Source organism: Enterobacter cloacae complex sp. 6730903, assembly GCF_048283985.1.
Classification (GTDB): Bacteria; Pseudomonadota; Gammaproteobacteria; order Enterobacterales; family Enterobacteriaceae; genus Enterobacter; species Enterobacter hormaechei_C.
Map to the genome: position 1 here is coordinate 26,737 of NZ_JBLVXX010000027.1, position 14,590 is coordinate 41,326.

A 14,590-nucleotide genomic window follows, 5' to 3' on the forward strand; every position below is an offset into this window, starting at 1 on the left:
AAACTCTCCAGAGAACAATCCTTATACCGGGAAGTACTGCAACCCGCAGCCCGCTAACTGCCTGAAAGATCAATACGTCTTACGCCATTGCTGCGTGGATGATCGGTCAGACAAAATTGGTCATTCCGTCGACATCCTTACAAAACCCGGATTTAACGCGGAAAACGGATTCATTATTCCACTGCTCGCCGGGTTATAGCAAGATGACTTTTACCAATTATCACCCGGTTACTCACAGTTTCTTCACTTCAACGGGGTGATTGGTTTAATAACCACCAAATCGATTGCGCGAAAGGGGAGTGGTCCGGATAAAAGTAAATATAAGCATAGAAAAATGAGTGGCGCTAATGTCTGACGCTATTTAGAATCGCCAACCATGAAAACAGAGACTCCAGCCGTAAAAATGGTTGCCATCGCCGACGATGAGGCGGGGCAACGTATCGATAATTTTTTGCGCACCCAGTTGAAGGGCGTGCCAAAAAGTATGATTTATCGCATCTTGCGTAAGGGCGAGGTGCGGGTGAACAAAAAACGCGTGAAGCCCGAGTATAAGCTCGAGGCGGGCGATGAAGTCCGTATTCCACCGGTACGTGTTGCAGAGCGTGAAGAAGAGGTCGTTTCTCCGAAGCTGCAAAAAGTCGCGGCCCTGAGCGACGTTATCCTTTATGAGGACGACCACATTCTGGTGCTGAATAAACCGTCCGGAACGGCGGTACACGGGGGGAGCGGCCTGAGCTTCGGCGTGATTGAAGGGTTACGCGCGCTGCGCCCGGAAGCGCGTTTCCTCGAACTGGTTCATCGTCTTGACCGTGACACCTCCGGCGTACTGCTGGTGGCGAAAAAGCGTTCTGCGCTGCGTTCACTGCATGAACAGCTGCGCGAAAAAGGGATGCAGAAAGATTATCTGGCGCTGGTGCGCGGCCAGTGGCAGTCCCACGTGAAAGTGGTGCAGGCGCCGCTGCTGAAAAATATTCTGCAAAGCGGCGAGCGCATTGTTCGCGTTAATCAGGAAGGGAAACCGTCTGAGACGCGCTTTAAAGTCGAAGAGCGCTACGAATTCGCCACGCTGGTGCGCTGTAGTCCGGTGACGGGGCGTACCCACCAGATTCGCGTCCATACCCAGTTTGCGGGCCATCCGATTGCGTTTGATGACCGCTATGGCGATCGTGAATTTGATAAGCAGCTGGCGGGGACGGGGCTATCGCGTCTGTTCCTGCATGCGGCAGCGCTGAAGTTTACCCATCCTAATACCGGTGAAGTTATCCGTATTGAAGCGCCGCTGGATGAGCAGCTTAAACGCTGTCTTAAGGTTTTGCGCGGCTAAGGTAAACGTCAAACGGCAACGAATGTTGCCGTTTTTAATGTTTGCTCCCTCTCCCTGTGGGAGAGGGCCGGGGTGAGGGCATCAGGCCGCAGCGTAGTAGGCCCATGCAAGCGAAGCGCCGCTGGGCAAAAGTCACATCGTCAGTGGATTACACTCTTCTCGCCTTAACATCTGGCACAGCGCAATCAGCGGCAACCCCACCAGCGTGTTGGGATCGCGTCCATCCAGCTTATCGAACAACGCAATCCCCAGTCCTTCACTTTTAAAACTCCCCGCACAGTTCAGCGGACGTTCCCGACGCACATAATCCATAATCTCCTGCTCGCTGAGATGACGGAAGTGCACGTCGAAGGGTTCACATTCCGTTTGCAGATGGCCTGAGGCGGAGTTGTAGAGCGCAAGACCCGTATAAAAGGTTACGATAGTGCCACGTGCTCGCATCAACTGCTGGCAGGCGTTTTCTTCCGTATGCGGTTTACCGGTGATTTCGCCGTCCAGCACACAAACCTGATCGGAGCCTATAATCAGATGAGCGGGGTAACGTACGGCCAGCGACTGTGCTTTCTCTTTCGCGAGACGGGTCACCAGATGACGCGGTGACTCGCCCGGCTGTGGCGTTTCATCCGCCTCCGGCGTGGCGCATTCAAACGGGATCCCGAGCTTTTCCAGCAGCATTCGGCGATAAGGTGAAGTGGAAGCAAGGACGAGATTTGGCATATTTTTATCACCAGATATAGCGTATCGATGCCAGCCATTTTAAACTACAGGCCGCAATGTGTGCGAATAATTGGCAAAAGGCAGCTCTGGTTGCCTTTTTCTTTGACTCTATGACGTTACAAAGTTAATATGCGCGCCCTATGCAAAAGGTAAAATTACCCCTGACTCTTGATCCGGTTCGTACGGCTCAAAAACGCCTCGATTACGAAGGAATCTATTCTTCCGATCAGGCTGAGCGTATTGCCGAATCTGTAGTCAGTGTGGACAGTGATGTAGAATGCTCCATGTCGTTCGCTATCGACAACCAGCGTCTCGCCGTGTTAACCGGTGATGCAAAGGTGACGGTAACGCTCGAATGTCAGCGTTGCGGGAAACCGTTTGTACAGCATGTTCACACAACGTATTGTTTTAGTCCGGTTCGTTCTGACGAACAGGCTGAAGCACTCCCGGAAGCGTATGAGCCGATTGAGGTTAACGAATTCGGTGAAATCGATCTTCTGGCGCTGGTTGAAGATGAAGTCATCCTCTCCCTGCCAGTCGTTCCGGTGCATGATTCTGAACACTGTGAAGTGTCCGAGGCGGACATGGTCTTTGGGGAACTGCCTGATGAAGCGCAAAAACCAAACCCATTTGCCGTATTAGCCAGCTTAAAGCGTAAGTAATTGAGGAGTAAGGTCCATGGCCGTACAACAGAATAAACCAACCCGTTCCAAACGTGGCATGCGTCGTTCCCATGACGCGCTGACCGCAGTTACCAGCCTGTCTGTAGATAAGACTTCTGGTGAGAAACACCTGCGTCACCACATCACCGCTGACGGTTTCTACCGCGGCCGCAAGGTTATCACTAAGTAATCACGCGTCAGCGTGATTAGGCTTAGTGAGGAACTTCCCCGTGCAAACGGGGAGTTTACCGAACCAGGCTGCGACGATACCTTGACACGTCTAACCCTGGCGTTAGATGTCATGGGGGGAGATTTTGGCCCTACCGTGACAGTGCCTGCAGCATTGCAGGCACTGAATTCTAATTCGCAACTCACACTTCTTTTAGTCGGTAATCCCGACACAATCACGCCATTACTTGCAAAAGCTGACTTTGAACAACGTTCGCGTCTGCAGATTATTCCTGCGCAGTCAGTTATTGCCAGTGATGCCCGGCCATCGCAGGCTATTCGTAATAGCCGCGGTAGCTCTATGCGAATGGCGCTGGAGCTGGTGAAAGAAGGGCGAGCGCAGGCTTGCGTCAGCGCGGGAAATACTGGCGCGCTGATGGGGCTGTCGAAATTATTGCTCAAGCCGATTGAGGGCATTGAGCGTCCGGCGCTGGTGACGGTGTTACCGCATCAGCAGAAGGGCAAAACGGTGGTGCTGGATCTGGGCGCTAACGTGGATTGTGATAGCACAATGCTGGCTCAGTTTGCCGTTATGGGGTCGGTGCTGGCAGAAGACGTGGTCGGGATTAACAATCCCCGCGTTGCGTTATTGAATATTGGTGAAGAAGAGACCAAAGGCCTGGACAGTATCCGCGACGCTGCGGAAATACTCAAACAGGTTCCCTCCATCAACTATATTGGTTATCTCGAAGCCAATGAGTTGCTGACGGGCAAAACGGATGTATTAGTGTGTGATGGCTTCACCGGAAACGTGACGTTGAAGACCATGGAAGGGGTCGTGCGAATGTTCCTTTCTCTGCTGAAATCGCAGGGAGAAGGTAAAAAAAGGTCCTGGTGGCTGATTTTATTAAAGCGTTGGTTACAAAAAAGCCTGACGCGGCGATTCAGTCACCTCAACCCCGACCAGTATAATGGCGCCTGTCTGTTAGGATTGCGCGGCATCGTGATTAAGAGTCATGGCGCCGCCAATCAGCGAGCATTTACCGTCGCGATTGAACAGGCAGTGCAGGCGGTGCAGCGACAAGTCCCTCAGAGGATTGCCGCTCGCCTGGGATCTGTATTAGCTAAAAGTGACTGAGCGTACATGTATACGAAGATTTTAGGTACCGGCAGCTACCTGCCAAAACAAGTGCGTACCAACGCCGATCTTGAAAAAATGGTAGATACGTCTGACGAGTGGATTGTCACGCGCACAGGTATCCGTGAACGTCGTATCGCCGCGCCAGACGAAACTGTGTCCACCATGGGCTACGAAGCCGCTCAGCGAGCGCTTGAGATGGCTGGCATTGATAAAGAACAGATCGGGCTTATTGTGGTGGCGACCACCTCTGCCACGCATGCCTTCCCAAGCGCAGCGTGCCAGGTGCAGAACATGCTCGGTATCAAAGGCTGCCCGGCATTTGATGTTGCAGCAGCGTGCGCGGGTTTCACCTATGCGCTGAGCATCGCCGATCAGTATGTAAAATCGGGCGCCGTAAAATATGCGCTGGTGATCGGTGCTGACGTGCTGGCGCGTACCTGCGATCCAACCGATCGCGGAACGATCATTATTTTTGGCGATGGCGCGGGCGCGGTGCTGCTGGGGCAGTCCGAAGAGCCGGGCATCATCTCCACGCACCTGCATGCCGATGGCCGCTACGGCGAGCTGTTAACGCTGCCTAACGCCGATCGCGTTAATCCGGACAGTTCGATTTACCTGACAATGGCGGGTAACGAAGTGTTTAAAGTGGCCGTGACTGAACTGGCTCACATCGTTGATGAGACGCTGGAAGCGAACAATCTGGACCGCGCCGCACTCGACTGGCTGGTACCTCATCAGGCTAACCTGCGTATTATCAGCGCGACGGCGAAGAAGCTGGGCATGTCTATGGATAACGTTGTGGTGACGCTCGATCGCCACGGCAACACCTCTGCGGCATCGGTACCGTGCGCATTTGACGAAGCGGTACGCGATGGACGAATTAAACGGGGCCAACTGGTCTTGCTTGAAGCCTTTGGTGGCGGGTTCACCTGGGGTTCCGCGCTGGTTCGTTTCTAGGATAAGGATTAAAAAATGACGCAATTTGCTTTTGTGTTCCCGGGACAGGGCTCGCAAACTGTTGGGATGTTGTCTGAAATGGCAGCAAACTATCCGGTTATTGAAGAGACTTTCCGTGAAGCCTCTGACGCGCTGGGTTATGATCTGTGGGCGCTGACCCAACAGGGCCCCGCTGAAGAGCTGAACAAAACCTGGCAGACTCAACCGGCACTGCTGGCAGCCTCCGTCGCATTGTGGCGCGTATGGCAGCAGCAGGGCGGCAAAGCGCCGACGCTGATGGCGGGTCATAGCCTGGGTGAATACTCTGCGCTGGTCTGCGCAGGGGTGATTGCCTTCGCTGACGCGGTACGCCTGGTTGAATTGCGTGGTAAATTCATGCAGGAAGCGGTGCCAGAGGGCACGGGCGGCATGTCTGCCATCATCGGTCTGGATGATGCGTCTATCGCTAAAGCCTGTGAAGAATCTGCTGAAGGTCAGGTCGTTTCTCCGGTAAACTTTAACTCGCCAGGCCAGGTGGTTATCGCGGGTCATAAAGAAGCGGTTGAGCGTGCAGGCGCTGCCTGTAAAGCTGCGGGCGCAAAACGTGCACTGCCCCTGCCGGTGAGCGTGCCGTCTCACTGCGCGCTGATGAAGCCCGCTGCCGATAAGCTGGCGGTTGAGCTGGAAAAAATGACCTTTAACGCACCGACGATTTCCGTTGTGAATAACGTCAATGTGCAGTGCGAAACCGCGCCGGAGGCTATCCGTAACGCGCTGGTTCGCCAGCTCTACAGCCCGGTTCAGTGGACTAAAACCGTTGAATTTATGGCCTCTCAGGGCGTTGAACATCTGTATGAAGTTGGTCCAGGTAAGGTACTTACCGGTCTGACAAAACGTATTGTAGACACCCTGACTGCCTCGGCGATTAACGAGCCGGAAGCCATGAAAGCGGCACTCTCGCAATAAAAGAGGAATACCATGAGTTTTGAAGGAAAAATTGCCCTGGTGACCGGCGCAAGCCGCGGTATTGGGCGCGCTATTGCTGAAACACTGGTTGCGCGCGGCGCGACGGTGATCGGGACTGCGACCAGTGAGAATGGCGCACAGGCCATCAGCGACTATCTGGGTGCGAACGGTAAAGGTCTGGTACTGAATGTGACTGAACCAGCATCTATCGAATCTGTTCTGGAAAATATTCGCGCAGAGTTTGGCGAAGTGGATATTCTGGTCAATAATGCCGGGATCACTCGCGACAACCTGCTGATGCGAATGAAAGACGACGAGTGGAACGATATTATCGAAACCAACCTGTCATCTGTATTCCGTCTGTCAAAAGCGGTAATGCGCGCTATGATGAAAAAGCGTCATGGTCGTATTATCACTGTAGGTTCTGTGGTTGGTACCATGGGAAATGCTGGTCAGGCTAACTACGCTGCGGCGAAAGCAGGTCTGATCGGTTTCAGTAAGTCGCTGGCGCGTGAAGTCGCGTCCCGCGGAATTACTGTAAACGTTGTTGCTCCGGGCTTTATTGAAACGGACATGACGCGTGCGCTGACTGATGAGCAGCGTGCGGGTACGCTGGCGGCAGTTCCGGCGGGTCGTCTTGGCGACCCTAAAGAAATCGCCAGCGCGGTTGCATTTTTAGCCTCTGACGAAGCGGGTTACATCACTGGTGAAACCCTCCACGTCAACGGCGGGATGTACATGGTTTAATCACGATCGAAAATATTTGCGTTATTTGGGCAAATGGCCTCAAAATAACGTAAAATCGTGGTAAGACCTGCCGGGATTTAGTTGCAAATTTTTCAACATTTTATACACTACGAAAACCATCGCGAAAGCGAGTTTTGATAGGAAATTTAAGAGTATGAGCACTATCGAAGAACGCGTTAAGAAAATTATCGGCGAACAGCTGGGCGTTAAGCAGGAAGAAGTTGTGAACTCCGCTTCCTTTGTTGAAGACCTGGGCGCAGATTCTCTTGACACCGTTGAGCTGGTAATGGCTCTGGAAGAAGAGTTTGATACTGAGATTCCGGACGAAGAAGCTGAGAAAATCACCACCGTTCAGGCTGCCATTGATTACATCAACGGTCACCAGGCGTAAGTGAACATCTCCAGGCGGTCATTCGACCGCCTGAGTTTTATCTTTTGTTGTCCCACGAATCTCTTTTTTTATCCCTCCCTGGAGGACAAGCGTGTCTAAGCGTCGTGTAGTTGTGACCGGACTTGGCATGTTGTCTCCTGTCGGCAATACCGTAGAGTCCACCTGGAAAGCTCTCCTTGCCGGTCAGAGCGGCATCAGCCTAATCGACCATTTCGATACTAGCGCCTATGCAACGAAATTTGCTGGCTTAGTAAAGGATTTTAACTGTGAAGAGATCATCTCGCGCAAAGAACAGCGCAAGATGGATGCCTTCATTCAATATGGAATTGTCGCTGGCGTTCAGGCCATGCAGGATTCTGGCCTTGAGATTACGGAAGAGAACGCGACCCGTATCGGCGCCGCTATCGGCTCCGGGATTGGCGGTCTTGGTCTGATTGAAGAAAACCATACATCTCTGATGAATGGCGGCCCGCGTAAAATCAGCCCGTTCTTCGTTCCGTCTACGATTGTCAACATGGTGGCAGGTCACCTGACCATTATGTTCGGCCTGCGTGGCCCAAGCATCTCAATCGCGACAGCCTGTACGTCTGGCGTGCATAACATCGGCCAGGCCGCGCGTATCATTGCGTACGGCGATGCAGATGCTATGGTTGCGGGCGGCGCTGAAAAAGCCAGTACCCCGCTGGGCGTCGGTGGCTTCGGTGCAGCGCGTGCGCTCTCTACCCGAAACGATAATCCTCAGGCGGCGAGCCGTCCGTGGGATAAAGACCGTGATGGTTTCGTGCTGGGTGACGGTGCAGGCATGATCGTACTGGAAGAGTACGAACACGCGAAAAAACGTGGCGCGAAAATTTATGCTGAAGTTGTTGGCTTTGGCATGAGCAGCGATGCTTATCACATGACGTCTCCTCCAGAGAACGGCGCAGGCGCTGCGCTGGCGATGGAAAACGCCATCCGTGATGCGGGCATTACCCCGGCACAGATTGGCTACGTTAACGCGCACGGGACGTCTACCCCTGCGGGCGATAAAGCAGAAGCGCAGGCTGTTAAGTCTATCTTCGGTGAATCTGCCAGCCGTGTGCTGGTGAGCTCCACGAAATCCATGACCGGTCACCTGCTGGGTGCTGCGGGGGCAGTAGAATCAATCTACTCTATTCTCGCGCTGCGCGATCAGGCTGTACCGCCAACCATCAACCTGGATAACCCGGATGAAGGTTGCGATCTGGACTTCGTTCCTCACGAAGCGCGCCAGGTTAGCGGTATGGAGTACACCCTGTGTAACTCCTTCGGCTTCGGTGGGACTAACGGTTCTCTGATCTTCAAAAAGGTCTGAGTCTGATTAGTCGCTGACGATAAAAAAGGTCCGCTTGCCGGGCCTTTTTTATTAGGTGAAATCCCCTTGTCCGGCTGCTCACATCCTGCCAGACTGAGCCTCCACGCATAAGGAGCCACCATGTTTTTAATTAATGGCCTTGAGCAACAAACGCTGCCAGCCAGCGACAGGGCGACCCAGTTTGGCGATGGCTGTTTCACGACTGCGCGTATTCTCGACGGTGGCGTGTGTCTGCTCGGGGCCCATATCCTTCGTTTACAAAAAGCCTGCGAAGCATTACTGATCCCCTTTTCGCAGTGGGACATTCTTGAAAGTGAAATGCGTAGGCTGGCCTCAGATAAAGCAAGCGGCGTCCTGAAAGTCATTATCAGCCGCGGGAGCGGTGGCCGGGGTTATGGCGGATCTGCCTGTCTGCATCCTACGCGGGTCCTTTCCGTTTCAGATTATCCTTCCCATTATGCGCACTGGCGTGAAGAGGGCGTAGCCCTGGCGCTAAGTCCGGTACGTCTGGGGCGAAACCCGATGCTCGCGGGTATAAAGCATCTCAACCGCCTTGAACAGGTGCTTATTCGTACTCATCTTGAGCAGACGGAGGCCGGGGAGGCGCTGGTTCTTGACAGCGAAGGGTACATTACGGAATGCTGTGCGGCTAATTTACTCTGGCGGAAGGGCAGTGACGTGTTCACGCCTTCGCTGGAGCAGGCCGGCGTCAACGGCATTATGCGGCAGTTTTGTCTGCACCAGCTGGCACGCGCAGGCTTTCGCGTTGTCGAAGTCAACGCTAAGGAAGAGGCGCTGCTGACTGCTGATGAAGCCGTTATCTGCAATGCGCTGATGCCCGTTGTCCCCGTTCGCGCTTATGGCCGAAAATGCTGGTCATCCCGCGAGCTGTTCCAGTTTCTGGCCCCGTTATGTGAGCAAACCAGGTAGTCATGAAGAAAATGTTACGCTTTGTCCTCCTTCTTATCGTTGCGTTCGGTATCGCTGGCGGAGCGGGAGTGTGGAAAGTTCGTCAGCTGGCGGAGAGTCAGATCCTGATTAAAGACGAGACGATTTTTACCCTGAAAGCGGGGACCGGGCGGCAGGCGCTTGGTCAGCAGCTGTATGACGACAAAATTATCAATCGCCCACGCGTATTCCAGTGGCTGCTGCGTATTGAACCGGACCTGTCCCATTTCAAGGCCGGTACCTATCGCTTTACCCCTGGCATGACCGTGCGCGAGATGCTGCAACTGCTGGAAAGTGGTAAAGAAGCCCAGTTCCCGCTGCGTTTTGTGGAAGGTATGCGTCTGAGCGATTACCTCAGGCAGCTGCGTGACGCGCCGTACATCAAGCATACGCTGAAAGATGACCGCTACCAGACCGTGGCTGACGCCTTAAAATTCGAACATCCCGAGTGGGTGGAAGGCTGGTTCTGGCCCGATACGTGGATGTATACGGCAGGCACGACGGATGTGGCCATTCTGAAGCGCGCGCATAACAAAATGGTCGCGGCGGTAGACGCTGCCTGGAAAGGGCGAGCAGAAGGCCTGCCTTATAAAGATCAAAACCAGTTCATGACGATGGCCTCGATCATCGAGAAAGAGACGGCCGTTGCTGCCGAACGTGACCAGGTTGCCTCGGTGTTTATTAACCGTCTGCGCATCGGCATGCGTTTGCAAACCGATCCTACCGTCATCTACGGCATGGGCGAAAATTACAACGGCAGGATTTCCAGAAAAGATCTGGAGACGCCAACGGCGTATAATACCTACGTGATTAGCGGCCTGCCGCCTGGACCGATTGCGACGCCGAGTGAAGCATCGTTGAAGGCCGCCGCGCACCCGGCCAAAACGCCGTATCTCTATTTTGTGGCTGACGGAAAAGGGGGGCATACCTTTAATACCAACCTGGCCAGCCATAATCGCTCCGTTCAGGACTATCTGAAGGCACTTAAGGAAAAAAATGCGCAGTAAATACATTGTCATTGAGGGACTCGAAGGGGCGGGCAAAACCACCGCCCGTAACGTGGTGGTGGATACGCTTACGTCGCTTGGCGTCGCCGACATGGTCTTTACCCGCGAGCCGGGCGGTACGCAGCTGGCGGAAAAACTGCGCAGCCTGGTTCTGGATATCAAATCCGTTGGTGATGAAGTTATTACCGACAAAGCGGAAGTGCTGATGTTCTATGCGGCGCGCGTTCAGCTGGTGGAGACGGTGATCAAACCCGCTCTGGCAGAAGGGAAATGGGTGATTGGCGATCGCCACGATCTCTCAACCCAGGCGTATCAGGGCGGTGGCCGGGGTATCGACCAGACCATGCTGGCTACGCTTCGCGACGCGGTTCTGGGCGATTTCCGTCCTGACCTGACGCTGTATCTGGACGTGACCCCTGAGGTGGGCCTGAAGCGCGCCCGTGCCCGCGGCGAACTGGACCGCATTGAACAGGAGTCTTTTGATTTCTTTAACCGCACCCGTGCGCGTTATCTGGAACTGGCCGGGCAGGACAAGACCATTCGTACCATCGATGCGACGCAATCCCTTGAAGACGTTACGCGTGACATTCAGCAGACCGTTACGCAGTGGCTACAGGAGCAGCAGGCATGAAATGGTATCCATGGTTGCGCCCACACTTTGAACAGCTGATCGGCAGCTATCAGGTTGGTCGGGGGCATCATGCGTTACTGATCCAGGCGCTGCCGGGAATGGGTGATGATGCGTTGATTTACGCCATCACCCGTTTTCTGATGTGCCAACAGCCAGAAGGCCATAAAAGCTGCGGTAAGTGCCGGGGTTGCCAGCTCATGCAGGCGGGCACGCATCCTGACTATTACACCCTCGAACCCGAGAAGGGTAAAAATACGCTCGGTATCGACGCGGTACGTGAGGTCAGTGAGAAACTGTACGAATATGCACGTCTGGGCGGGGCGAAAGTGGTGTGGCTGAAAGACGCCGCGCTGCTCACGGAAGCCGCCGCCAACGCCCTGTTAAAAACCCTGGAAGAGCCGCCAGAGAATACCTGGTTTTTCCTCTCCTGCCGCGAGCCGGAACGCTTGCTGGCGACACTACGCAGTCGCTGCCGCCTTCACCACCTTGCTGTCCCTCAGGAATCCTGGGCGCTCGCCTGGCTTGAGCGAGAAGTGACAGTGTCACAAGACGCGGCGCGCTCGGCGTTGCGGCTGTGCAGCGGTGCGCCTGCGGCTGCGCTGGCCTTATTGCAGCCGGAGGTGTGGTCCCAGCGTGAAACGCTGTGTCGTGCGGTTGAATCAGCCCTCGACAGCCATGACTGGCTGAGCGTGCTGCCAGCGCTGAACAGCGATCAGGCTCCGGAACGGCTACACTGGCTGGCCGCACTGCTGCTGGATGCGCTCAAAATCCAGCAGGGGGCGACGCTTCTGACTAACCCTGACGCGTGGACGCTGGTCACCACGCTGGCGAATCGCCTTTCAGGGCAGTCGCTGCACGCTATCCTTCATGATATCTGCCAGAGTCGTGAACAACTATTGACAGTGACCGGTCTCAATCGCGAGCTTTTACTGACCGACCAGTTACTGCGTATCGAACACCACCTGCAACCGGGCGTCATACCGCCGGTTTCCCACCTCTGAGAGAGACATTATGTTTTTAGTCGACTCACACTGCCATCTCGATGGCCTGGATTATCAATCCCTGCATAAAAATGTGGACGACGTGCTGGCGAAAGCCGCCGCGCGCGATGTGAAATTTTGCCTGGCCGTGGCGACCACGCTGCCGGGTTACCGCTCCATGCGTGAACTGGTAGGCGAGCGCGATAATGTCGTCTTCTCCTGCGGCGTGCATCCGCTGAATCAGGATGAAGCGTACGACGTTGAGGATTTACGCCGTCTTGCCGCAGAAGAGGGCGTAGTGGCGATGGGCGAGACCGGCCTGGACTATTTCTACACCCCGGAAACGAAACCTCGCCAGCAGGAATCTTTCCGCAACCACATCCGTATTGGCCGTGAGCTGAATAAGCCAGTTATCGTTCATACCCGCGATGCGCGCGCCGACACGCTGGCGATCCTGCGGGAAGAAAAGGTGACGGATTGCGGTGGCGTACTACACTGTTTCACAGAAGACAGAGAAACGGCGGGTAAGCTGCTTGATTTAGGCTTTTATATCTCGTTTTCGGGGATCGTCACGTTCCGCAATGCTGAACAACTGCGTGATGCGGCGCGCTATGTTCCGCTGGATCGTATTCTGGTGGAAACCGATTCCCCGTACCTGGCGCCGGTGCCTCATCGCGGCAAAGAGAATCAGCCAGCGATGACCCGGGATGTCGCTGAGTATATGGCCGTTCTGAAAGGCGTCAGTATTGAAGAGCTGGCTCGCGTGACAACGGAAAACTTCGCCAGCCTGTTCCATATCGACCCCGCCCGCCTGCAATCTGTCTGATACACCTGTTATTTTTAGGCTCGTAATTAATACGTAAAACGAGTAAAGTTCACCGCCTCATTTGGGGCGGTGATGGCGTTTTTAGACACATCCAGACATGCTTTATGTAAATATCTGCAAGTTTTTTGGCCGTCTTGAACTGAAACGTGATAGCCGTCAAACAAACTCAGAGGGAATTATTTTACTCTGTGTAATAAATAAAGGGCGCTTAGATGTCCTGTCCACGGCGCGGTACTCCCCCCGGGCCAATGCGTGAAAACGTAAAAAAAGCACAAATACTCAGGAGCACTCTCAATTATGTTTAAGAATGCATTTGCTAACCTGCAAAAGGTCGGTAAATCGCTGATGCTGCCAGTATCCGTACTGCCTATCGCAGGTATCCTGCTGGGTGTCGGTTCTGCAAACTTCAGCTGGCTGCCAGCCGTAGTGTCCCACGTGATGGCCGAAGCAGGCGGTTCTGTTTTTGCTAACATGCCGCTGATCTTCGCTATCGGTGTTGCTCTGGGCTTCACCAATAACGACGGTGTATCCGCTCTGGCGTCTGTTGTTGCTTACGGCATCATGGTGAAAACCATGGCTGTGGTTGCGCCGCTGGTACTGCATTTGCCTGCTGAAGAGATTGCCGCTAAGCACCTGGCGGACACCGGTGTTCTCGGTGGTATCATCTCCGGTGCGATTGCAGCGTATATGTTTAACCGCTTCTATCGCATCAAGCTGCCTGAGTATCTGGGCTTCTTCGCGGGTAAACGTTTTGTGCCGATCATTTCTGGTCTGGCCGCGATTTTCACCGGTGTGGTTCTGTCCTTCATCTGGCCACCAATCGGTACGGCAATCCAGACCTTCTCCCAGTGGGCGGCTTACCAGAACCCGGTTGTGGCGTTCGGTATCTACGGCTTCATTGAGCGCTGCCTGGTACCATTTGGTCTGCACCACATTTGGAACGTTCCATTCCAGATGCAGATTGGTGAATACACCAACGCAGCAGGCCAGGTGTTCCACGGCGACATCCCACGCTACATGGCGGGTGACCCAACGGCAGGTAAACTGTCTGGTGGCTTCCTGTTCAAAATGTACGGTCTGCCGGCTGCCGCAATTGCGATCTGGCACTCTGCTAAACCAGAGAACCGTGCAAAAGTGGGCGGTATCATGATTTCCGCAGCGCTGACCTCGTTCCTGACCGGTATCACCGAACCGATCGAGTTCTCCTTCATGTTCGTTGCCCCGATCCTGTACATCATCCACGCAGTACTGGCAGGTCTGGCATTCCCAATCTGTATCCTGCTGGGTATGCGTGACGGTACGTCCTTCTCTCACGGTCTGATCGACTTCATCGTTCTGTCCGGTAACAGCAGCAAGCTGTGGCTGTTCCCAATTGTGGGTGCGGGCTACGCAGTGGTGTACTACACCGTCTTCCGCGTGCTGATCAAAGCACTGGACCTGAAAACGCCGGGTCGTGAAGATGCAACGGAAGACAGCAAAGCCGGTGCGACCAGCGAAATGGCGCCTGCTCTGGTAGCTGCCTTCGGTGGTAAAGAGAATATCACTAACCTGGACGCGTGTATCACTCGTCTGCGTGTGAGCGTTGCCGACGTGGCGAAAGTAGACCAGCCGGGTCTGAAAAAACTGGGCGCAGCGGGCGTCGTTGTTGCAGGTTCTGGTGTTCAGGCAATCTTCGGTACGAAATCCGATAACCTGAAAACCGAAATGGATGAGTACATCCGCAACAACTAAGCTGTGACCTGGGGAGACTAAGGCAGCCGAACGGCTGCCTTTTTTATTACTCGGTTTGTGGCGCCGGGTGGCGGCTGCGCCT

General features: G+C 54.4%; 16 protein-coding genes. 15 read left to right on the top strand and 1 reads right to left on the bottom strand.

The features are described 5' to 3' along the window. Window positions 1-376 precede the first annotated feature (376 nt). Entirely contained in the window at window positions 377-1,324 is a 948-nt protein-coding gene (rluC, locus tag ACNQ0W_RS14915) for a 23S rRNA pseudouridine(955/2504/2580) synthase RluC (protein ID WP_003857970.1), read from the top strand. A 132-nt stretch (window positions 1,325-1,456) separates the two neighbouring features. On the opposite strand, the gene ACNQ0W_RS14920 is transcribed toward rluC, so the two are convergent. Then, a complete protein-coding gene (locus tag ACNQ0W_RS14920; RefSeq protein ID WP_062932031.1) occupies window positions 1,457-2,041 on the bottom strand; it encodes a Maf family protein in 585 nt (194 codons plus the stop codon). A gap of 140 nt (window positions 2,042-2,181) precedes the next feature. On the opposite strand from ACNQ0W_RS14920, the gene yceD reads away from it, so the two are divergent. From yceD to ptsG, 14 genes are all read left to right on the top strand, one after another. Then, window positions 2,182-2,703, top strand: coding sequence for a 23S rRNA accumulation protein YceD (gene yceD / locus ACNQ0W_RS14925; RefSeq protein ID WP_003857966.1), 522 nt, complete (start codon window positions 2,182-2,184; stop codon window positions 2,701-2,703). A 16-nt stretch (window positions 2,704-2,719) separates the two neighbouring features. Next, a complete protein-coding gene (rpmF, locus tag ACNQ0W_RS14930) occupies window positions 2,720-2,893 on the top strand; it encodes a 50S ribosomal protein L32 (protein WP_003857964.1) in 174 nt (57 codons plus the stop codon). Between the two features lie 81 nt (window positions 2,894-2,974). Continuing rightward, window positions 2,975-4,009, top strand: coding sequence for a phosphate acyltransferase PlsX (gene plsX, locus ACNQ0W_RS14935; protein WP_017693638.1), 1,035 nt, complete (start codon window positions 2,975-2,977; stop codon window positions 4,007-4,009). Between the two features lie 6 nt (window positions 4,010-4,015). Then, on the top strand, window positions 4,016-4,969 hold the full coding sequence (locus ACNQ0W_RS14940) for a beta-ketoacyl-ACP synthase III (protein ID WP_003857960.1): 954 nt from the start codon (window positions 4,016-4,018) through the stop codon (window positions 4,967-4,969). A gap of 15 nt (window positions 4,970-4,984) precedes the next feature. After that, window positions 4,985-5,914, top strand: a complete 930-nt coding sequence (gene fabD, locus ACNQ0W_RS14945; protein WP_062932030.1) for an ACP S-malonyltransferase — start codon at window positions 4,985-4,987, stop codon at window positions 5,912-5,914. A 12-nt stretch (window positions 5,915-5,926) separates the two neighbouring features. Continuing rightward, on the top strand, window positions 5,927-6,661 hold the full coding sequence (gene fabG, locus ACNQ0W_RS14950; RefSeq protein ID WP_003857956.1) for a 3-oxoacyl-ACP reductase FabG: 735 nt from the start codon (window positions 5,927-5,929) through the stop codon (window positions 6,659-6,661). Between the two features lie 154 nt (window positions 6,662-6,815). Continuing rightward, complete coding sequence (gene acpP / locus ACNQ0W_RS14955; protein ID WP_003857954.1) at window positions 6,816-7,052, top strand: acyl carrier protein; 237 nt, start codon at window positions 6,816-6,818, stop codon at window positions 7,050-7,052. A gap of 91 nt (window positions 7,053-7,143) precedes the next feature. After that, on the top strand, window positions 7,144-8,385 hold the full coding sequence (gene fabF / locus ACNQ0W_RS14960) for a beta-ketoacyl-ACP synthase II (protein ID WP_003857950.1): 1,242 nt from the start codon (window positions 7,144-7,146) through the stop codon (window positions 8,383-8,385). 120 nt (window positions 8,386-8,505) lie between these two features. Beyond that, on the top strand, window positions 8,506-9,315 hold the full coding sequence (pabC, locus tag ACNQ0W_RS14965) for an aminodeoxychorismate lyase (protein ID WP_062932029.1): 810 nt from the start codon (window positions 8,506-8,508) through the stop codon (window positions 9,313-9,315). Between the two features lie 2 nt (window positions 9,316-9,317). Beyond that, window positions 9,318-10,340, top strand: a complete 1,023-nt coding sequence (yceG, locus tag ACNQ0W_RS14970) for a cell division protein YceG (protein ID WP_017384722.1) — start codon at window positions 9,318-9,320, stop codon at window positions 10,338-10,340. Then, on the top strand, window positions 10,330-10,971 hold the full coding sequence (tmk, locus tag ACNQ0W_RS14975) for a dTMP kinase (protein WP_003857946.1): 642 nt from the start codon (window positions 10,330-10,332) through the stop codon (window positions 10,969-10,971). Before yceG ends, tmk begins: the two co-directional genes overlap by 11 nt. Beyond that, window positions 10,968-11,972, top strand: a complete 1,005-nt coding sequence (gene holB, locus ACNQ0W_RS14980) for a DNA polymerase III subunit delta' (protein ID WP_062932028.1) — start codon at window positions 10,968-10,970, stop codon at window positions 11,970-11,972. Before tmk ends, holB begins: the two co-directional genes overlap by 4 nt. Before the next feature lie 10 nt (window positions 11,973-11,982). After that, complete coding sequence (locus tag ACNQ0W_RS14985) at window positions 11,983-12,777, top strand: metal-dependent hydrolase (RefSeq protein ID WP_015570819.1); 795 nt, start codon at window positions 11,983-11,985, stop codon at window positions 12,775-12,777. 297 nt (window positions 12,778-13,074) lie between these two features. Next, window positions 13,075-14,508 (top strand): PTS glucose transporter subunit IIBC, encoded by a 1,434-nt coding sequence (gene ptsG / locus ACNQ0W_RS14990; protein WP_003857942.1) that lies wholly within the window; start codon window positions 13,075-13,077, stop codon window positions 14,506-14,508. The last annotated feature ends 82 nt before the right edge of the window (window positions 14,509-14,590 follow it).